18 protein-coding genes are annotated in these 20,193 nt (G+C 39.1%); 15 read left to right on the top strand and 3 right to left on the bottom strand.

Annotation, left to right across the window (positions count from 1 at the left end; translation table 11 throughout):
* The first annotated feature begins 112 nt into the window (after positions 1 to 112).
* The 5 genes from xerC (at position 113) to IGK01_RS05340 (ending at position 4,740) form a co-directional block, all read left to right on the top strand.
* The gene (gene xerC, locus IGK01_RS05320) at positions 113 to 1,009 is read left to right on the top strand and encodes a tyrosine recombinase XerC (RefSeq protein ID WP_438840543.1); all 897 of its coding nucleotides are present in this window, start codon (positions 113 to 115) and stop codon (positions 1,007 to 1,009) included.
* 24 nt (positions 1,010 to 1,033) lie between these two features.
* Positions 1,034 to 1,582, top strand: coding sequence for an HslVU peptidase proteolytic subunit (gene hslV, locus IGK01_RS05325; protein WP_010735740.1), 549 nt, complete (start codon positions 1,034 to 1,036; stop codon positions 1,580 to 1,582).
* Positions 1,583 to 1,593: 11 nt separating this feature from the next.
* Entirely contained in the window at positions 1,594 to 2,991 is a 1,398-nt protein-coding gene (gene hslU, locus IGK01_RS05330; protein ID WP_010735739.1) for an ATP-dependent protease ATPase subunit HslU, read from the top strand.
* A gap of 15 nt (positions 2,992 to 3,006) precedes the next feature.
* A complete protein-coding gene (codY, locus tag IGK01_RS05335; RefSeq protein ID WP_010735738.1) occupies positions 3,007 to 3,798 on the top strand; it encodes a GTP-sensing pleiotropic transcriptional regulator CodY in 792 nt (263 codons plus the stop codon).
* A 66-nt stretch (positions 3,799 to 3,864) separates the two neighbouring features.
* Positions 3,865 to 4,740, top strand: coding sequence for an aldose 1-epimerase family protein (locus IGK01_RS05340; RefSeq protein ID WP_409173814.1), 876 nt, complete (start codon positions 3,865 to 3,867; stop codon positions 4,738 to 4,740).
* Positions 4,741 to 4,877: 137 nt separating this feature from the next.
* On the opposite strand, the gene plsY is transcribed toward IGK01_RS05340, so the two are convergent.
* Positions 4,878 to 5,513, bottom strand: coding sequence for a glycerol-3-phosphate 1-O-acyltransferase PlsY (plsY, locus tag IGK01_RS05345; RefSeq protein ID WP_010735736.1), 636 nt, complete (start codon positions 5,511 to 5,513; stop codon positions 4,878 to 4,880).
* Between the two features lie 97 nt (positions 5,514 to 5,610).
* Here plsY and IGK01_RS05350 point away from each other — a divergent pair, with 97 nt between their 5' ends.
* The 7 genes from IGK01_RS05350 to IGK01_RS05380 all read left to right on the top strand — a co-directional run bounded on the left by IGK01_RS05350 (position 5,611) and on the right by IGK01_RS05380 (position 16,257).
* Complete coding sequence (locus IGK01_RS05350) at positions 5,611 to 6,036, top strand: CoA-binding protein (RefSeq protein WP_010735735.1); 426 nt, start codon at positions 5,611 to 5,613, stop codon at positions 6,034 to 6,036.
* Positions 6,037 to 6,323: 287 nt separating this feature from the next.
* Positions 6,324 to 8,369, top strand: coding sequence for a DNA topoisomerase IV subunit B (gene parE, locus IGK01_RS05355; RefSeq protein WP_023519491.1), 2,046 nt, complete (start codon positions 6,324 to 6,326; stop codon positions 8,367 to 8,369).
* A gap of 11 nt (positions 8,370 to 8,380) precedes the next feature.
* Positions 8,381 to 10,831 carry a DNA topoisomerase IV subunit A gene (parC, locus tag IGK01_RS05360; RefSeq protein WP_010735733.1) on the top strand — a complete coding sequence of 817 codons (2,451 nt, stop codon included), beginning with the start codon at positions 8,381 to 8,383 and terminating at the stop codon, positions 10,829 to 10,831.
* Positions 10,832 to 11,104: 273 nt separating this feature from the next.
* Complete coding sequence (gene pflB / locus IGK01_RS05365; RefSeq protein ID WP_409173815.1) at positions 11,105 to 13,336, top strand: formate C-acetyltransferase; 2,232 nt, start codon at positions 11,105 to 11,107, stop codon at positions 13,334 to 13,336.
* 198 nt (positions 13,337 to 13,534) lie between these two features.
* Positions 13,535 to 14,296, top strand: a complete 762-nt coding sequence (gene pflA, locus IGK01_RS05370) for a pyruvate formate-lyase-activating protein (RefSeq protein ID WP_010735731.1) — start codon at positions 13,535 to 13,537, stop codon at positions 14,294 to 14,296.
* An 84-nt stretch (positions 14,297 to 14,380) separates the two neighbouring features.
* Positions 14,381 to 15,307, top strand: a complete 927-nt coding sequence (locus IGK01_RS05375) for a manganese-dependent inorganic pyrophosphatase (protein ID WP_019724232.1) — start codon at positions 14,381 to 14,383, stop codon at positions 15,305 to 15,307.
* Between the two features lie 98 nt (positions 15,308 to 15,405).
* Positions 15,406 to 16,257 carry a DUF1803 domain-containing protein gene (locus tag IGK01_RS05380; protein WP_169058244.1) on the top strand — a complete coding sequence of 284 codons (852 nt, stop codon included), beginning with the start codon at positions 15,406 to 15,408 and terminating at the stop codon, positions 16,255 to 16,257.
* Between the two features lie 163 nt (positions 16,258 to 16,420).
* Here IGK01_RS05380 and IGK01_RS05385 read toward each other — a convergent pair whose 3' ends face one another.
* Positions 16,421 to 17,032, bottom strand: a complete 612-nt coding sequence (locus IGK01_RS05385; RefSeq protein WP_041684186.1) for a hypothetical protein — start codon at positions 17,030 to 17,032, stop codon at positions 16,421 to 16,423.
* Positions 17,033 to 17,170: 138 nt separating this feature from the next.
* Positions 17,171 to 17,719: a DUF2179 domain-containing protein gene (locus IGK01_RS05390; protein ID WP_019724126.1), complete on the bottom strand. Its 549-nt coding sequence runs from the start codon at positions 17,717 to 17,719 to the stop codon at positions 17,171 to 17,173.
* Positions 17,720 to 17,856: 137 nt separating this feature from the next.
* Here IGK01_RS05390 and IGK01_RS05395 point away from each other — a divergent pair, with 137 nt between their 5' ends.
* The 3 genes from IGK01_RS05395 (at position 17,857) to IGK01_RS05405 (ending at position 20,138) form a co-directional block, all read left to right on the top strand.
* Entirely contained in the window at positions 17,857 to 18,243 is a 387-nt protein-coding gene (locus tag IGK01_RS05395) for a hypothetical protein (RefSeq protein WP_041684187.1), read from the top strand.
* An 8-nt stretch (positions 18,244 to 18,251) separates the two neighbouring features.
* Entirely contained in the window at positions 18,252 to 19,013 is a 762-nt protein-coding gene (locus IGK01_RS05400; protein WP_096081472.1) for an alpha/beta fold hydrolase, read from the top strand.
* A 156-nt stretch (positions 19,014 to 19,169) separates the two neighbouring features.
* Positions 19,170 to 20,138, top strand: coding sequence for a LacI family DNA-binding transcriptional regulator (locus IGK01_RS05405; RefSeq protein ID WP_010735724.1), 969 nt, complete (start codon positions 19,170 to 19,172; stop codon positions 20,136 to 20,138).
* Positions 20,139 to 20,193 lie beyond the last annotated feature (55 nt).

Below are 20,193 nucleotides of genomic sequence, written 5' to 3' on the forward strand. Positions count from 1 at the left end.
AATTGAATTGTGAACAAACTTAGAAATATTAGTTAAATTCTGACAATTTGTTTGTTTTTTCTCTGGGGCTATGCTAAATTTATTTTGGGATCTAAAGGTAGGTGTAAAAAGAATGAAGCCAACTTTACAAGAAGATTTTTTGCGTTATTTAATCATAGAGCGCGGGTATTCAGAAAAAACCAAATCTGCCTATGAAGAAGATATCAATGATTTTCAACGATTCTTGGCGGAATCGGGGGAATCGGATCTACTGAAAGTCAGCTATTTGGATGTACGAGTTTATCTAAGTTATCTATCTGATAAGTCGTACAGTCGAAATTCGGTGAGTCGGAAAATTGCGAGTTTACGCTCATTTTATCAATACCTTCTTCGTGAAGAAAAAATCGCTGAAAATCCATTTTCGTATGTTCATTTGAAGAAAAAAAATGTTAAACTTCCTCGTTTTTTTTATGAGAATGAGATGCAAAGCTTATTTGAAAGTGTGACAGGGGATAGTCCTTTAGCATTAAGAGATCGAGCATTATTAGAAGTACTATATGGATCAGGTATCCGTTTGAGTGAATGTAGCCAATTGACGATGTCTGCCATCGATTTTGGCTCAGAGGTGATGTTGATCCATGGAAAAGGAAATAAAGAACGCTATGCGCCGTTGGGTTCATTTGCGCAAGATGCTTTGCAAGAGTATTTTGCCAAAGGGCGCAGCGTCTTAATGACGAAATGCCATAAGTCACATGACTATGTCTTCGTGAATCATCATGGAGAACCAATCACACCTACTGGGATCGAGTATGTATTAAATCAAATCATTAAAAAGAGTAGTTTGGATAGTGATATCCATCCTCACATGTTACGTCATACTTTTGCGACGCACTTATTGAATAATGGTGCCGATATGCGTACAGTGCAAGAACTTTTAGGTCATGCAAATTTATCAACGACTCAAATCTATGCGCATGTCACAAAAGAAAGCTTACAAAAAAATTATCGCTCTTTCCATCCACGAGCGTGATCACATTATTAGGAGGAAATATCTATGGTAGAATCACAGTTTCATTCAACAACCATTTGTGCAGTTGAAAAAAACGGGAAATTCGCGATGGCAGGTGATGGCCAAGTAACGATGGGCGAATCTGTCGTGATGAAGGGCAGTGCGAGAAAAGTACGTCGCATTTACAACGATGAAGTAGTCGTTGGCTTTGCAGGAAGCGTTGCTGACGCGTTTACTTTAGAAGAAAAATTTGAAGGTAAACTAAATGAATACAACGGAAATCTCCAACGAGCAGCCGTTGAATTAGCCCAAGAATGGCGTACACAACAGTCGATGCAAAAGCTAGAAGCGATGTTGATCGTGATGAATGACAAAGAAATGTTACTAGTTTCTGGTACAGGTGAAGTGATTACACCGGATGATGGGATCTTAGCCATTGGTTCTGGTGGGAACTTTGCGTTAGCTGCCGCACGAGCAATGAAAAACTATGCACAAAATGAGATGAGTGCAAAAGAGATTGCTGAAAATGCGTTGAATATTGCAGCAGACATCTGCGTCTTTACAAATCACAACATTATTGTAGAAGAATTATAGAGGTGAATGACATGTATGAATTAAAACAAACACCAAAACAAATCGTCAGTGAATTAGATCAATATATCATTGGCCAACAAGCAGCAAAAAAATCAGTGGCAGTTGCCCTTAGAAATCGTTATCGACGTCTTCAATTAGATGAAAAGATGCAACAAGATATCACACCTAAAAATATGTTGATGATCGGGCCAACTGGGGTCGGTAAAACAGAGATCGCTCGTCGTCTGGCAAAAATCGTCAACGCACCTTTTGTTAAGGTTGAAGCAACGAAGTTTACTGAAGTTGGTTACGTAGGACGTGACGTGGAATCGATGGTTCGTGATCTTGTCGAAAATGCAATCCAGATCGTTGAAAAAGATCAGTATCTTCGTGTTCGTCCACAAGCCAAGAAAAATGCGGAAAAACAATTAGTGAAGATCCTTGTACCAGGTATCAAAAAAGAACAAAAACAATCAAACAACCAGTTTGAGCAAATGATGAATATGTTCAATGCTTCGCAACAACCGGCAGAAACACAAGAAGAAGTCACAGAAGAGATTCGAGTGAATCGTCGCACGGTGTTAGAACAATTGCAAAAAGGCTTGCTTGACAACCGAGAAGTGACGATCGAAGTCCAAGATCAAAAAAAACCAGCACCGATGATGAACAATGGACTGGAACAAATGGGAATCGATTTGAATGAAACACTTGGTGCGTTGACGCCGAAGAAAAAAATCGAACGAACAGTGACCGTCAAAGAAGCCTTAGAATTATTGATCAAAGAAGAATCAGCAAAATTAGTCAATGATGCGGATATCCATAGTGAGGCAATCAAATTAGCTGAATCAAGCGGCATCATTTTTATTGATGAAATCGATAAAATCACTTCTAAATCGCAACAATCTGGGGAAGTATCAAGAGAAGGTGTCCAAAGAGATATCTTGCCGATCGTTGAAGGTTCACAAGTCAATACGAAATACGGTACCTTACAAACAGACCACATTTTATTTATCGCTTCAGGAGCGTTCCACTTATCAAAACCAAGCGATTTGATTCCTGAATTACAAGGTCGTTTCCCAATCCGTGTTGAGTTAGATGACTTAACTGCTGAGGACTTTGTCAAGATCTTGACTGAACCAAACAATGCGTTAGTCAAACAATATATTGCCTTGATTGGCACTGAAAATGTGACTGTCACATTTACTAAAGAAGCAATCGAACGGATTGCCCAAATCGCTTATGATGTGAATCGTGATACCGATAATATCGGTGCACGACGTTTACACACGATATTAGAGAAATTGTTGGAAGACTTGTTATTCGAAGCGCCAGAAATGCAAATGGGAGAAATTACCATTACAGAAGCCTATGTCAATGATAAATTAGGATCAATTGCGGCAAATGAAGATCTAAGTCGCTATATATTATAAAATCGGAGGAAAAAAATGACGGATTTGTTGACGAACACTCGAAAGATAAACAAATTATTGCAACAAAAAAATACGTTTGATATGCAGGCGGATTTACCTTACGATAAAATGGCGGTCACTTTAGGTGCTGTTTTAGACAGCAATACGTATATCATTGGCAGTGAAGGGGTTTTACTTGGTTATAATGAACGGCACGATGTGAACAATGATCGTGTGAAAACAATGTTTGTGCAAAAACAATTTCCTGATGCCTACACAGAAACAGTCGATATGATCACGAAAACAGAGTCCAATATCCCAATCACAAGCGATATGACGGCATTTCCATTTGAAAGTCGCGAAAAATATCCTTTTGGATTGACGACAGTAGTGCCGATCTTTGGCGCTGGTGAACGCTTAGGAACGATCATTTTAGCAAGAATGGAACAAGCCTTTAACGATGAAGACCTTGTTTTAGCAGAATACGGCGCGACAGTAGTAGGGATGCAGATCCTTTATCAAAAATCACGAGATATCGAAGCGGATGTTCGCAGTACGACCGCTGTCCAAATGGCGATCAATACGTTGTCATACAGTGAATTAAAAGCAGTTCAAGCCATTTTTGATGCTTTAGAAGGTAATGAAGGCCGATTGACTGCCTCAAATATTGCGGACAAGATCGGTATTACTCGTTCGGTCATCGTAAATGCCTTACGTAAATTAGAATCAGCTGGAATCATTGAATCCCGCTCTTTGGGAATGAAAGGCACGTATTTAAAAGTATTGAATGCTCGTTTTAAAGATGAGCTGACGAAGCATAGTTATTAAAAGGAAGATTTTTCAGAGGCTTGCTACTCGAAGAAGTGAGTGTCTGAGAAAAGATGGAGGATGACGATGACTGTTATTATTCAAAATGATCAGCTGATTGCTGAAATTTCCGAACATGGAGCAGAATTGATCAGTTTGAAATCAAAAGAACATGATCTAGAATATATTTGGCAAGGCGATCCTAAGTATTGGGGAAGACATGCCCCCGTTCTTTTCCCTATTGTTGGACGTTTGAAAAACGATCAATATGTGTACCAAGGAAAAACGTATTCAATGGGTCAACATGGTTTTGCTCGTGATATGGATTTTGAGATGGTGGAGCACGAACAAGAACGTGCGAAGTTTGTCCTGAAAAGTACCCCTGAAACAAAAGAGAATTATCCGTTTGATTTTGAATTGGTACTTGTTTATGAATTAGGGGGAGACGGGATCACTGTTCATTATCAAGTTGAAAATATTGGGGAAGAAGAGATGTATTTCTCGATTGGCGGTCATCCAGCATTCAATGTGCCATTAGAAGAAGGTTTGACTTTTGAAGACTTTTATTTGGCTTTCTCTCCTAGAAAATCACGTTTGCGTTTACCATTAGCTGGACCATTCATCGACATGGAACAAAAAACGATTGGACAAACGAACACCAACCTTGCGTTATTTCGGGAGCTGTTTGAACAGGATGCGTTAGTATTTGAAACAAGGGGTTTGAATGCTTACAGTATCCGTAGTGAAAAGTCTAGTCACAGTGTCACCCTCAGTTACAAAGATATGCCTTACGTTGGGATATGGTCGCCCTATCCTAAAGAAGCACCATTTGTTTGTATCGAGCCGTGGTTTGGAATCGCAGACACTGTTGATAGTAATGGGCAGTTGAACGAAAAAGCAGGAATCAATCAATTAGGCGCTCACGAATTATTCAAGACGAAATATTCGATCACTGTCAAGTAAACACAAGTCGATTACATGTGTTCTCTTGATCTAGTTCGATGAAACAAAACATGCCTTCTGAACAAATGAACGAATTGTTGAGCAATCGATCAGTCATTTGTTTAGAAGGCATTGTTTTTTATCATTCATCAAAAAGATTATTTCTTTTTGCTACTATTCAAACCGAATGGGATTCGGCTTTCTGTTTTATTTTTGATACGCTTGATATTGTCTTTATGACGGTAAAAAATAAAAGCGGAGACACCACAAGCAATCAACGTCAAAAGTAAATTTGGTTCTGGTAAGATTGCTGGTGCAATGTATGGTAAGAAGATGGTGGATAAAGTGATCAAGACCGCACTTATCATGCTCGTTAAGCTTACCATGCTCGTGCAGTATAAACTGATCACGAAAATTGCTGATGAATAAAGAAAGAACAGTGGATTGAAGCCTAATAACATACCGGCACTTGTCGCCACTGCTTTGCCACCTTTGAACTTAGCAAAGATTGGAAATGTATGTCCTAAGATCGCACAGACACCAAACCATAGCGGGTTGACAGAAGTGACATGGAAAATGACGGGTAAGGCAGTAGCTAATGTTCCCTTTAAGATGTCCATAAATAATACCACTGTTCCAGCGGTTTTACCTAAAACACGAAATGTATTGGTCGTTCCCATATTTCCACTACCGTGTTCACGGATGTCTTTTTTAAAAAAGATTTTACCAACCCATACTCCAGATGGAATGGAACCCAAAAGATATGCTACAATAAACAATAAGATTATTTTCATTTTTTAACCTCTTTCAAGTTGAAACTAATGTATATTTTAGCATGAAAGAATGCTTCAAACAATCGAAAAAATCGAACGATCGAAAGGAGTCATCCACATGTCATTTAAAAATCCAGAACAAGCGAATATCTTTCGCTATCTTCAAGAAGCAAAAACGATCGCGGTCGTTGGTTTAAGTAATAAGCCTGAACGGACAAGTTATCAGATCGCACAATTACTACAAGAACACGGCTATCGTATCATTCCAGTCAATCCAGTATTGGCAGGGGAAGAAGTGTTAGGTGAAACCGTTGTCGCACAGCTGACAGATATCAATGAACCTATTGATATCGTGGATATTTTCCGCCGTAGTGAGTTTTTACCAGAAGTAGCGGTAGATTTTCTGAAAACAGATGCGAAAGTCTTCTGGGCACAGTTAGGCATTGAGAATGAAGAAGCTGCTGAAATGCTCCAAGCAGCTGGAAGAAATGATATCGTCATGGATCGCTGTATCAAGATCGAATTAGCAAAAATGGAACAATAAAAAACAGGAATAACAGAAATAACAGAAATAACAGAAGCACATATCCTGATAGTCAGTGACACTTTTACTGGCAAACGGTTTAGCTAAGTGATGAAAAATGTTTTGACCTGTTATCAAAAAAGAGTAAGTGATCGTTACCACTGACAAGCTGAGAGAAAAGAAAGAAAAAAGCGGGAGAGTTGGTTGTTTCTTGTAATTCTGACCTTCCCTCTTTTTTTTTGAAGACTTTTCTAGTATGATAAGCGTGGTGCGGTTATATCGCAAGTATTATTGAAGGAGCGTTTGCCTTGGCAAAAAAAATTAAAAATGAATACAATGATGCCTCGATCCAAGTTCTTGAAGGATTAGAAGCAGTAAGAAAACGACCAGGGATGTATATCGGGTCGACTGATAGCCGAGGCTTGCATCATTTAGTCTATGAAATCGTTGATAATGCCGTAGATGAAGCTTTATCAGGCTACGGAAATGAAATCGCTGTGACGATCCACGAGGATAACAGTGTGACTGTTACGGATAGTGGACGTGGTATGCCTGTTGGCATGCATGCTTCAGGTATCCCAACGGTCGAAGTTATTTTCACTGTGCTACATGCCGGCGGTAAATTTGGCCAAGGAGGATATAAAACTTCTGGTGGACTTCATGGTGTAGGTGCCAGTGTCGTCAATGCTTTATCTAAATGGCTAACAGTGACGATCGTCCGAGATGGTATCGAATACCAACAAACATTCAAACAAGGTGGAAAACCAGACGGAACGTTGAAAAAAATTGGCAAAACGAAGAAAGCCAATGGGACGTCTGTTCATTTCTTACCAGATGATAGTATTTTCTCAACCACGAAATTTTCCTATGATACGTTATCTGAACGTTTAAGAGAGTCTGCATTTCTGTTAAAAGGTGTAAAAATCACTTTGACAGATCTAAGAGGTGACGAAACAGTTCAAGAAGTCTTTCATTACGAAGAAGGAATCAAAGAATTCGTTGCGTATTTAAATGAAGAAAAAGATACGTTGACGCCAGTAGTCTATTTCTCTGGTGAAAAAGAAGGAATCGAAGTAGAAGTGGCCTATCAGTATAATGATGGCTATTCTGAAAATGTCCTGTCGTTTGTTAACAACGTGCGAACAAAAGATGGTGGGACACATGAAGTCGGCATGAAAACAGCAATGACCAAAGCCTACAATGAATATGCCCGTAAAGTAGGCTTGTTGAAAGAACGAGATAAGAACCTAGAAGGTAGTGACTTCCGTGAAGGACTTGCGACAGTCTTGTCGATCCGGGTACCTGAACATTTGCTACAATTTGAAGGACAAACGAAAGAAAAACTAGGTACACCGATTGCTCGCTCCGTCGTTGATAATGTCATGAGCGAACAAATGGGCTTCTACTTACAAGAAAATAGCGAAATGAGCCAAATGCTGATCCGTAAAGCAATCAAAGCGAGAGAAGCAAGGGAAGCCGCTCGTAAAGCCAGAGAAGAAAGCCGTAATGGGAAAAAACGTAAAAAGGGCGAATCATTACTTTCTGGAAAATTAACACCTGCACAATCGAGAAACCCTAAGAAAAATGAATTGTATCTTGTCGAAGGAGATTCAGCCGGTGGATCAGCCAAACAAGGGAGAGATCGGAAATTTCAAGCGATATTGCCACTTCGAGGAAAAGTCATCAATACCGAAAAAGCAAAAATGCAAGATATCTTAAAAAATGAAGAAATCAATACGATGATCTATACGATCGGTGCCGGCGTCGGGCCTGAATTTTCACTTGAAGATTGCAACTATGACAAGATCATCATCATGACCGATGCGGATACCGATGGTGCCCATATCCAAGTCTTGTTGTTGACATTTTTCTATCGCTATATGAAACCATTGATCGAAGCAGGGAAAGTTTACATTGCTTTACCGCCGCTATATAAAGTATCTAAAGGCCAAGGGAAAAAACAAGTAGTCGAGTATGCATGGACCGATGACGAATTAGCTGCAGTCATCAAGACTGTCGGTAAAGGCTATATGTTGCAACGGTACAAAGGTCTTGGGGAGATGAATGCGGAGCAGTTATGGGAAACGACGATGGACCCAACCTCTCGGACCTTGATCCGGGTGAGGATCGATGATGCTGCGCAAGCAGAGCGACGCGTAACCACCTTGATGGGGGATAAAGTCGAACCACGTCGTAAATGGATCGAAAACCATGTCCAATTCAGCTTAGAAGAAGAACGTAGTATTCTAGACAAAAAAGAAGAAACTGAGACTTCCGCGTCTGTTTCTAATGACCTATTAGAAGAAGAACGCGCAGAAGAAAACAAAAATGAACAATCAGTAGAGGTAGAATAGGAGGTCACCTAATGGAAGAACGTCAAGAAATCCAAGAATTAACGTTAGAAGAAGTGATGGGTGACCGCTTCGGACGTTACTCGAAATATATTATTCAAGAACGTGCTTTGCCGGATATCCGTGATGGTCTGAAACCCGTTCAACGTCGTATTTTATTTGCGATGAACAAAGACGGCAATACGTTTGATAAAGGATTCCGTAAATCAGCAAAATCTGTCGGGAATATCATGGGTAATTATCATCCTCATGGTGACAGCAGTATCTATGATGCAATGGTTCGTATGAGCCAAGATTGGAAACTACGAGAAGTACTCGTAGAAATGCACGGAAACAACGGAAGTATGGACGGAGACCCACCAGCGGCGATGCGTTATACAGAAGCGCGCTTATCGAAATTGAGTGGTGAGATGCTTGCTGATATTGAAAAAAATACGGTCGACCTTGTGTGGAACTTTGATGACACTGAAAAAGAGCCGACTGTATTACCAGCGAGATACCCCAATCTATTAGTCAATGGATCAACCGGTATCTCTGCGGGCTATGCTACTGAGATACCAACGCACAATCTCGCGGAAGTCATTGATGGAACGGTCTATATGATCGACCATCCACAAGCCAGCTTAGACAAATTGATGGAATTCATTCCAGGTCCTGATTTTCCAACTGGGGGCATTTTACAAGGAAAAGATGAAATCAAGAAAGCTTATGAAACTGGTCGTGGGAAAGTGATCCTACGCTCAAAAACGGCGATCGAATCTATCAAAGGAAACAAGCAACAAATCGTGATCACTGAGATTCCTTACGAAGTGAACAAAGCGACTCTTGTCAAAAAAATGGATGAGATACGCTTGAACAAGAAAATCGATGGGATCGCAGAAGTTCGTGACGAAAGTGATCGTACGGGTCTACAGATCGTTGTGGAATTGAAAAAAGACGCTAACGCTCAAGGAATCTTGAATTATTTATTCAAGAATACCGAATTACAGATCAACTACAACTTCAATATGGTGGCAATCGATCATATGACCCCTCATCAAGTAGGGTTGAAGGATATTTTAAGTAGTTACATCGAGCACCGCAAACAAGTGATCACCAAACGTAGTCAGTTTGACTTGGAGAAAGCGCAAAGAAGACAACATATCGTTGAAGGGCTGATGAAAGCTCTATCGATTTTAGATGAAGTCATTGCAACGATCCGTGAGAGTAAAGATAAAAAAGATGCGAAGCACAATTTAGTCCAAATGTTCCAATTTACAGAAGAACAAGCTGAAGCAATCGTTACGTTACAGCTTTATCGTTTGACGAATACAGACATTACCGAACTACGCCGTGAATCGCAAGAATTGATTGCTCTGATCACTGAATTAAATAAAATCCTTTCAAACGATAAAGAATTATTTTCTGTCATGAAAAAAGAACTACGTGAAGTCAAGAAGAAATATGCTTCTTCTCGCTTGACGATGATCGAAGATGAAATCGAAGAAATCAAAATCGATACACAAGTATTAGTTGCGCAAGAGGATGTCATTGTCAGTGTCACACGTGAAGGCTATGTGAAACGAACAAGCCTTCGTTCCTATAGTGCATCAAAACCAGAAGAAATCGGTATGCGTGAAGGAGATTATCTTCTATATGCTGGGGAACTGAATACGTTAGATCATTTGTTACTGGTCACCAATAAAGCCAATGTGATCTATCGACCAGTTCACGAACTACCAGATTTGAAATGGAAAGATGCCGGTGAGCATATCTCACAAACGATAGTGAATCTAGCTGTTGATGAATCCATTTTAGCGGTATTCCCCTATCAGAAAATCGATTCCGAAAAAACATTTGTATTTATCAGTAAAAACGGCTTGATCAAACAGACGCGGATGACAGATTTTGAACCATGGCGTACGTATAAGAGTCGTCCATTGAGTGGCATGAAGCTAAAAGCCAGTGAAGATGAATTAGTGGCTGTCTATCTTGAAAAAGAACAAACAGATCGTGATATTTTCCTTGTTACGCATCAAGGAATGGGCCTACGCTATCCGTTGACTGAAGTGCCAGTTGTTGGAACGAAGGCTGCAGGTGTCAAATCGATCAATTTGAAAGAAGAAGATTATGTCGTTAATGGTTTACTTGTCTTAGCAGAAGGAGATACGCCTATCGTTATCGTCAGCCAGCGTGGGGCAGTAAAACGAATGCTTGCACAAGAAATCAGTCAGACTTCTCGTGCCAAACGAGGTGTGACTGTATTGCGAGAATTGAAGAAACAACCACATCGAGTGATCTATATGTCAGAGGGGCATGCCAAAACGATGACGTTGATCAATCAAAAAGGACAAGAATTACCAATCGATCCGACGGATTATCCAATTGGTGATCGTACGTCCAACGGTTCATTTGTTTTAGATGAGAAAAAAGGCGGAGAAGTACAAATGGTGATTGATTCTCCAACGATGGATATCAAGGAATAACTGTTATAGTTTTTTATGGGATAGCTGGCAACTGTATTATTACAGTTGCCAGCTATTTTTTATTTATTAACATAAAATTAAGACTTGCACAAATAAAATATGAATAGATTCACAATAGATAAATGCCTATGTATCAGCTTTAATAACTACTATTATTTTATATTTGCTTTATTTGTTAATAAAAAAACAAGAAAACCCTTGCATTGGAGGCGACATGTGTTATACTTATCACGTAAAAACTGTTACATAAAACAGAAACGGGAGGTCCATACGATGGAACAATGGAATGGATTTAAAGGAACTAAGTGGAAAGAAGGCGTGGATACACGTGACTTTATCCAAAACAACTATACAGAATACCGCGGTGATGACAGCTTTTTAGAAAAACCCACTGAAGCAACAGAAAATTTGTGGGAAAAATTACAAAAATTGAATGATATCCAATTTGAACGTAATGGTGTATATGACATGGATACAGATGTCGTATCAACAATCACTTCTCACGAAGCAGGATACCTAGACAAAGATTTAGAAAAAATCGTCGGTCTGCAAACTGAAACTCCTTTGAAACAAGCATTCATGCCATTTGGTGGCATCAACATGGCGAATCATGCGTTAACAAGTAACGGCTATGAGCCAAAAGAAGAGTTAACACATATTTTCACAGACTGGAGAAAAACACATAACCAAGGTGTATTCGATGCTTATACTGCAGAAATGCGTGCTGCACGTAAAAACAAGATCATCACTGGACTTCCTGACGCTTACGGACGTGGCCGCATCATCGGTGACTACCGTCGTATCGCATTATACGGAATCGACTATTTGATGGCTCAAAAGAAAAAAGACCATGACAATACAGGCTACCATACGATGAGTGAAGAGGTTATCCGTCTTCGTGAAGAAATCTCAGAACAATATCGTGCATTAGCTCAAATGAAAGAAATGGCTGCAAAATATGGGTATGACATTTCAAAACCAGCTGCAAACGCAAAAGAAGCCGTTCAATGGTTATACTTTGGTTATCTAGCTGCAATCAAATCTCAAAATGGTGCAGCTATGTCGATCGGACGTATCTCTGCATTCTTAGACATTTATATCCAACGTGATTTAGACAACGGTGTGATCACTGAAAAAGAAGCACAAGAATTAATCGACCATTTAGTAATGAAATTACGTATGGTGAAATTTGCACGTACGCCTGAATACAACCAATTGTTCTCTGGCTTCCCGATCTGGGCAACCTTATCAATCGCTGGTATGGGCTTAGACGGACGTTCATTAGTCACAAAAAATGATTTCCGTATGTTGCACACATTGACAAATATGGGACCTTCACCAGAACCAAACTTGACTGTTTTATACTCAGAAAACTTACCAGAAGGCTTCAGAACGTATGCAAGTAAAATTGCGATCGAAAGTTCTTCGATCCAATTTGAAAATGATAACTTGCTTCGTGAACAATGGGGTTCAGATGACTGTGCGATTGCATGTTGTGTATCTGGAACGGTTGTTGGTAAAGATATGCAATTCTTCGGTGCTCGCGCAAACTTAGCTAAGGCTTTGTTATACGCGATCAACGGTGGCGTGGATGAAATGACAGGCGCACAAGTAGGTCCTGAGTATCGTCCGATCACAAGCGACACATTAGACTTTGAAGAAGTAAAACACAACTTCATGAACATCATGGACTGGTTAGCTGAGCTTTATGTCAATACGCTAAACATCATCCACTATATGCACGACAAATATTCTTATGAAGCAGCACAATTAGCTGTCATGGATACAGACTTGAAACGTACATTTGCGACAGGTATCGCAGGTATCTCTCACGCAGCAGATAGCTTATCTGCAATCAAATATGCACAAGTTAAACCAATCCGTAATGACAAAGGGATCACAGTTGACTTTAAAGTAACTGGTGACTTCCCTAAATATGGTAATGACGATGACCGTGCCGATGAGATCGCTGAATGGATCTTAGAATACTTCATGGGTCAAATCAAACGTCATAAAACTTACCGTAATTCAACTCCGACAACTTCATTATTAACGATCACATCAAATGTCGTTTACGGGAAAAATACTGGGAATACACCTGACGGACGTGAAGCTGGTAAACCTTTAGCACCTGGTGCAAACCCAAGTTATCAAGCAGAACAAAATGGGTTGCTTGCAAGCTTGAACTCAACTGCGAAATTCAACTATGCACACGCACGTGATGGTATCTCTAATACACAAACAATCAACCCTTCTGGTTTAGGGAAAGATGAAGAAACAAGAATCGACAACTTACGTAACGTCTTAGATGGTTACTTCTCAAGAGGAGCATACCACTTGAACGTGAACGTATTCAGTAATGACTTATTGCGTGATGCCATGGAAAACCCAATGAAATATCCAAACTTAACGATCCGTGTTTCTGGATATGCGGTTAAATTCCGTGACTTGACAAGAGAACAACAATTAGACGTATTAATGAGAACGTCACACGACAGAATGTAAGACAATTAATGCAGTGTAAAAAGGAAAGGCAAAAGTTCCGCATGAGCTTTTGTCTTCCTTTTTTACAACTATATGTAAAAAAAGGATATATAGAGTGTTAGAGGCAAACAGATAGATCTCCTCTTCACAGCATGTTGAGAAGTCGCAACATTGTCCGTGGCTCATAACGAAAGAAACTAAAGAAAAGAAGTGATTAAAATGGAAGAACAAACAAAAGGCTATGTCCATTCGATTGAAACATTTGGGTCTGTAGATGGACCAGGCGTTCGCTTTGTCGTCTTCATGCAAGGTTGTCGCATGCGTTGTGAATTTTGCCATAACCCAGACACCTGGAATATTGGTGGAGGAAAAGAATATACCACAGATGCAATTTTAGACCAAGCAGAACGTTACCGTTCTTATTGGGGGAAACAAGGAGGGATCACGATCAGTGGTGGTGAACCTTTATTGCAGATCGATTTCCTGATCGAATTATTCCAAAAGGCGAAAGAACGTGGCATTCATACAACAATCGACACATGTGGAAAACCATTTAGCCATGATGAGCCTTTCTTTTCTCGTTTTGAAGAGTTGATGAACTATACGGACTTACTGTTATTCGATATCAAACACATCGATAACGAAGCACATAAAAAATTAACTCATTGGGGCAATGAAAATATCTTAGAAATGGCTCAGTATCTTTCAGATATCAAGAAACCTGTCTGGATTCGTCATGTGTTAGTCCCAGAACGTAGTGACTATGATGAGTATTTGATCCGCCTTGATGCATTCATCAAAACACTTGAAAATGTCGATCGTGTGGAAATCCTTCCTTATCATACAATGGGTAAATACAAATGGGAAACGCTTGGTTTGACGTATCCATTAGAAGGAATCGAACCACCGACAAAAGAACGAGTAGAAAATGCAAAACGTCTTCTTCATATCGAAGATTATACAAAGTATTTAACTAGATAGACGCGAACGGAAGGAAGATAAGTATTGCTTCTTTCCGTTTTTTTGCTATTATTGAATAGGAGAAAACAAAAAGGAGCGAGTCAAATGTCAAAAGTTTTAGTTTTTGGTCATCAAAATCCTGATACAGATGCAATTGGAGCAGCGATTGCATTTTCATATTTGCAAAATCAATTAGGAGTAAACGCTGAGCCTGTCGCTTTAGGCACGCCAAGTGAAGAAACACAATTTGCACTAGATTACTTCAAATTAGAGGCGCCTCGAGTGATCACATCGATCAAAGAGGAACAAGCAGATGTCATGCTTGTCGATCATAATGAATTCCAACAAAGTGTGGTAGATATTGCGGAAGCTACGATTCTAGCAGTAGTTGACCATCATCGTATCGCCAACTTTGAAACAGCGAATCCATTGTATTATCGTGCTGAACCAGTGGGTTGTACAAGTACGATCATTCTAAAATTATTTAAAGAAAATCAAATTGAGATTCCGAAAGAAATCGCTGGAATCATGTTATCAGCAATCATTTCAGATACATTGTTGTTCAAATCACCAACTTCAACAGAAGCAGATCAATTGGCTGCAAAAGAGCTAGTTGAAATCTCTGGTGTAGACTTAGAAGCGTATGGTTTAGACATGTTGAAAGCAGGTACAAATCTAAGTGATAAACCAGCAGAAGTATTACTTGATCTAGATGCGAAAAGTTTCCCTATGGGTGAAGCAAGTGTTCGTATCGCTCAAGTCAATACAGTTGATCTAAATGAAGTAATGGATCGTCAAGCTGAACTTGAAACTGCTATGCAAACAGAGATCGCGACAAATGGGTATGATCTTTTTGTTCTTGTTGTAACAGACATCTTGAACAGCAACTCAGAATTATTGATTGCTGGTGAAAGAAAAGAACAAGTTGAACAAGCTTTTGGCGTGAAGTTAGAAAATAATCGCGCATTTTTACAAGGGGTCGTTTCACGTAAAAAACAAGTGGTACCTCAATTAACAGAAGTTTTCAATTAGGCAATGAGATTGGAAGAAGGGAGTGGGAGTGTAACCAGTTGGCTGGGACCTCCCGCTTTTTTCATTCAAGGTGTCACATAGAAAGCAGGTAAACAGATATGCAATATTTTTATTCTTTAGAGAACGAACGAAAACTAATTGAGCATCCGCTCTTCCAACCAATGATCGACTATTTGATCGAACAAGGCTCACAAGAGGTCATTTTACGCCAACTAAAGAAAGCATTTCCCCAAAAGAAAATGGAACACTTTCTTGATCAAATGATCGATAGTGGCTTGATCATCCGAGAAAATCGCCGTTACCGCTGTGCTTTTCCGGTCTATGACCAAGGAGATTTCCAAACAGAGATCAATCAACTGACTAAAGAATTGATCAATGAATTAATGAAACAACCGGAACACCTCAGAAATCTCTTCTTATCAGAAGAAATTTGGGATTTCTGCCATGAAACAACGTCTCCTTATTTTTATGCCACTACTTTTTCAGTTCCTACGATTGTGCGGTTGGAAGCAGGAAATGAGAACTATCGCTTTGTAACGCTCAACCAAGGAGAGAACGTGGTTTCTTTACCAACGTATTTCCATCTCCAAAAACAGCAAACCCCACTATCTGAGGAATTTCAGGCTCTAGGGCAGTTGATTGGCGATGTGAATGAAACCTATTTTTTTGACCAAATAGAAGTGATTATCGAACGAATTTGTGAAAACAAATACAAAAAACGCCGTGAGTCGATTTTTTTAGATGCCTTATTATTAGCGGGGGTTGTTGTCCAACAGGAGCAATATCAATTGCTCTTGCCTGTAACAGAGGATAGGAATGACGCATTGCTACAAAAATATAAACCTTCAACGGAAACACCGATGCAAGCCGCCTTTATTAAAGAACAAGCGTTGGTCGAAGTCATGCGGCAATTGGATTTAAAATCTTATTCTTATATCAAGAAAATATGACCTCAACAATTGTCGGGGACCCCGCCGACTAAAACCGAAAAAAGTGAGAACAGAAGGAACTACTTCGAAAAATCAGGCAGCATCCACAAAAATTATTTTCTAATTTTTGTGGATGCTGCCTGATTTCACGAGACTTAACACTCCTGTCCAGATCTCATTGGGATCATGCTGCTTTACGAAAATGCCGCATCATATAAGCCAAATTCCCAATAAACAAGATATCTAGAATATTACTAGTGATTTGGATATTGGCAGAATTAATCGATGGCGCAAAGGCTAGGATGAATAGTGCTACGAGACTATAGCAAAAACAGAAAAAGGTGCTGGTTTGTATGACCATTGGCATTCTTAATTGCTTGGTGATCAATGAAAAAATAAAGAAAGTAAATATCGTTAAAATCACAACTAAACCGTTAATAATGAAGAAAAAAAGTGAATCTTGATTAACCGTATAGAGCATAGCTGTTAAAAGGTTCAGTGATTTCAGTATCACGAAAATAACATTTACTTCATTAAATGTATTCATCTTTTTTTTAGCAAAATAGGCGGCGAAACATAACGAGAAGATAAGGCCGCAGAAAGTAGAAAGAATCAAGAATGTTGGGTTGTCAGTCGATTGGTTCAGCTCGGAATGGTCAAGCAATAACCAGCCAAATGAATTGCATGGGATGCTTGAAGTCTTAAAATAAGCATAAAAGAAAAAAAGTAAAGCATTCAAAACGGCAAAAACAGATCCCCAATGTAGATAGGTCGTTGTTTTTTGTTGTATTTCCATAAGTACTCCCATAAATTTAATGATATACAATATAATAACAAAATGATGAGGAATTGTCGATGGTTTTTAATAAAACAAATAAATAGACGATGGTCGGATGAAAAAATTTCATCTGATCATCGTCTATTTTGTGAATATTCATTTCACATTACTTCGACGTTTGCGCACTTTCTTTGTCCAGAATCCGCCAGAAATATATTTTGGTTCGTAGGAGATAATAAAAGCGCGTTCTTCAACTTCTTTGATCAAGCGATAAAGCTCACGTTCACTTTTGCGTGGAGATAAAATCTCTAGAACTAACCGTTCACCTTCTAAACCAGTTGCTGACGTTTGAGTCACTCCAAACCCATTTTGTCGAAGAATGATCGGTAAATTTTTATCCTCTGAAGTATTTGCTGGTAGGATCGTCGTTACCATGATATATCCTAGTGCTAATTTATCCTCAATGGCAATCCCAACACTGATACCAACAGCATAGCCTAACGCATAAACGAACAAATTCAATGGATTATCTAAGCGGTCTAAAACCAGCGATAAACCAACGATATAAATAGTGATCTCAACCATACTAACTAATGGAGCGATGTAGCGATAGCCTTTCATGGTCAACATAAAGCGTAGGGTATTTAATGTGATGTAAGCGAAATTGATGAAAAAGATCATCGCTAACATTTTTGGATCGAACATAATAAGAACTCCTTTCAGTAGCGTCTATGTTCATCATATCAGAAATAATGCGATTGAAGAAAAGAATAAACGTTTATTACTTTAAAAAAATGATAAAATGATTATAATAGAATTATAAAGAGAGTCAGGTGAGCGCGATGAAGCGAATGAACAGGGTCATTGGAGTCAGTCATATATGTAGTATTTTTCTTAGTATGTATTTAGGGACCCATGCGATCCAACAACCCATTGAAGCGAATTCCTTGTTATTCCCAATCTCACTAACTGATGGGGTAATATTAAGTATTTTTCTTTTTCTAATGGTGTTTATTGGTAATATTTTTGGTAGTGTGGCTAGCTTCTTTAAAATGTCGATTTCCCCAGCCTTATCCATAGGATTAGGAACCATAGGAATATTCGCCATGTTATTCTTTGTTAAAAGAATGGATTTTTATACTATTACATTTGGGCTACTATGCCTTGTACAAGTCATGCTAAGTTTATGGTTGTCTTTACGGTCAACCAATCTAATGAAAATCAGGTGAATCAATCAGTGAATCCAATTATTTTGAAACGAACCATCAAAAACATACCCGTATTAGAAGTTGTCCAAAAAGAGTTGAAGACAGAGAAAATCCCAGTAGTGATCTACTATCATGGTTGGCAGACAAGCAAGGAGCTTGTATTGACTCAAGGTAGAAAAATGGCTAAAAAAGGGATGCGAGTTTTGCTTCCAGATGCGATGAACCATGGCGAGCGTAAACAACCCGTTTCAAAAATTCCTTCCTTTACTTTTTGGAGTAGTATCTACGGGAATCTATTCGAGTTTGATACATTGATCGAACATCTAAAAAAACGTGAACTTCTTTCAGATAAATTAGCTGTGGGTGGTGTGTCAATGGGTGGAATGACCACTTGTGCATTGCTAGCCAAACACCCAGAAATCACTGGCGGAATTTGTTTGATGGGATCACCATCACCACTTGAATATGGTGAAGAAATCTCACGTAGAGCACAAGAATTCCAGTACAAGTTGCCCGTTGACTACTTTGATTTGATTTCTTGGGTTAACCAATATGATCTATCTTTACAACCAGAAAAATTAGCAGGTCGTCCTTTATTTTTCTGGCATGGTGAAAAAGATGAAAAGATTCCTTTTCGACAAGTGTCTAAATTTGTCAAAAAAAACCAAGATAAGTCTTATGGTAAGGGAATCGTCTTTCGTGCTTCTTCGGAAAAACGTCATATGGTTGAAGTCCCATTGATGGATGAAGCAGCGGATTTTTTGAGCCAAATGATGGCTGTGTCTATATAGTAAGTAAGAGGACTAAATAGATAAAACGTCTATCAAAGAGAAATTTTTTTCTTTGATAGATTTTTTTTCAGAACTACTTCAGAGTTGCTCTTTTTTAGCACAAATCTTTGCTATAATGACTATAGTTATGGAATTAGGCATGGAAGGGGAGATTTTATGCCAACATTGGCAGATGTAGCTAAACGAGCAAATGTCTCGAAAATGACGGTTTCTCGGGTGATCAATCATCCAGAACAAGTCACTGATGAGCTAAAGGAACTAGTTTTTACAGCCATGGCTGAATTGGATTATCGTCCAAATATTGCAGCAAAAGCGTTAGTTTCGAACCGTTCACAGATCATCAAGTTGTTTATTCTTGAGGAAATCGATACCACGGAACCCTATTATATGAATCTACTCATGGGAATTGCTAAAAGGATTGGTAAAGAGCACTATTCCTTGCAATTAGTGACCAACGATGCTTTTGACGTCGGCTCCTGCGATGGTTATATCATCACTGGCGTGCGTCAAAGAGATTTTGATTGGATCAATCGTCTAGAAAAGCCAGTCGTGTTATTTGGTGAAAATCGTATGGGCTATGATTATGTTGATAGCGATAATCAATATGGGACCGCCAAAGCGACACAATATGCCTTAGAAGTTGGTTATCAAACGGTTGTTTATATCGGCATTGATGAAGCAGAACCTTTTGAACTATCTAGAGAAGCGGGCTATCTAAAAGTGATGGAAGAGGCTGGGCTAACTCCGAAAATGCTGCGTTTTGATAATCATTCCACCACACCAGAAAAATATATCACGGAACATTGGGACGAATTTTCAGATAAAACGTGTTTTGTTTGCAGTTCTGATCGTTTAGCGCTTGGTATCGTTCGTGGCATCACACAAGTTGGCGGACAGTTACCCGATCAATTTGGCGTTATTGGTTTCGATGGCGTATTTCTTGATCAAATCAGTTCCCCAAAACTGACTACCGTTAAACAAGACATCATTCGTATGGGGGAAGTGTGCGGCGAAATGCTATTAAAGAAAATTACTGAAAAAGGAGCAAGCCAAGGATACCGTCACTTTTTCCCAGAATTGATCATTCGTGAAACGACAAGAAAGTTAAATAAGACTAACGCTTAGCTATAGAAAATAGACGATTTGTGCTATTATAAGAGAAAGTCCACTTAAAAAGGAT

The sequence above is a fragment of the Enterococcus sp. AZ080 genome, from assembly GCF_051714945.1.
In the GTDB taxonomy this organism is placed as follows: Bacteria; Bacillota; Bacilli; order Lactobacillales; family Enterococcaceae; genus Enterococcus_B; species Enterococcus_B pernyi.

Coding starts and splice junctions, on each gene's coding strand:
- xerC (WP_438840543.1), top strand. CDS start 113: ATGAAGCCAACTTTACAAGAAGATTTTTTGCGTTATTTAATCATAGAG.
- hslV (WP_010735740.1), top strand. CDS start 1,034: ATGGTAGAATCACAGTTTCATTCAACAACCATTTGTGCAGTTGAAAAA.
- hslU (WP_010735739.1), top strand. CDS start 1,594: ATGTATGAATTAAAACAAACACCAAAACAAATCGTCAGTGAATTAGAT.
- codY (WP_010735738.1), top strand. CDS start 3,007: ATGACGGATTTGTTGACGAACACTCGAAAGATAAACAAATTATTGCAA.
- IGK01_RS05340 (WP_409173814.1), top strand. CDS start 3,865: ATGACTGTTATTATTCAAAATGATCAGCTGATTGCTGAAATTTCCGAA.
- plsY (WP_010735736.1), bottom strand. CDS start 5,513: ATGAAAATAATCTTATTGTTTATTGTAGCATATCTTTTGGGTTCCATT.
- IGK01_RS05350 (WP_010735735.1), top strand. CDS start 5,611: ATGTCATTTAAAAATCCAGAACAAGCGAATATCTTTCGCTATCTTCAA.
- parC (WP_010735733.1), top strand. CDS start 8,381: ATGGAAGAACGTCAAGAAATCCAAGAATTAACGTTAGAAGAAGTGATG.
- pflB (WP_409173815.1), top strand. CDS start 11,105: ATGGAACAATGGAATGGATTTAAAGGAACTAAGTGGAAAGAAGGCGTG.
- pflA (WP_010735731.1), top strand. CDS start 13,535: ATGGAAGAACAAACAAAAGGCTATGTCCATTCGATTGAAACATTTGGG.
- IGK01_RS05375 (WP_019724232.1), top strand. CDS start 14,381: ATGTCAAAAGTTTTAGTTTTTGGTCATCAAAATCCTGATACAGATGCA.
- IGK01_RS05380 (WP_169058244.1), top strand. CDS start 15,406: ATGCAATATTTTTATTCTTTAGAGAACGAACGAAAACTAATTGAGCAT.
- IGK01_RS05385 (WP_041684186.1), bottom strand. CDS start 17,032: ATGGAAATACAACAAAAAACAACGACCTATCTACATTGGGGATCTGTT.
- IGK01_RS05390 (WP_019724126.1), bottom strand. CDS start 17,719: ATGTTCGATCCAAAAATGTTAGCGATGATCTTTTTCATCAATTTCGCT.
- IGK01_RS05395 (WP_041684187.1), top strand. CDS start 17,857: ATGAAGCGAATGAACAGGGTCATTGGAGTCAGTCATATATGTAGTATT.
- IGK01_RS05405 (WP_010735724.1), top strand. CDS start 19,170: ATGCCAACATTGGCAGATGTAGCTAAACGAGCAAATGTCTCGAAAATG.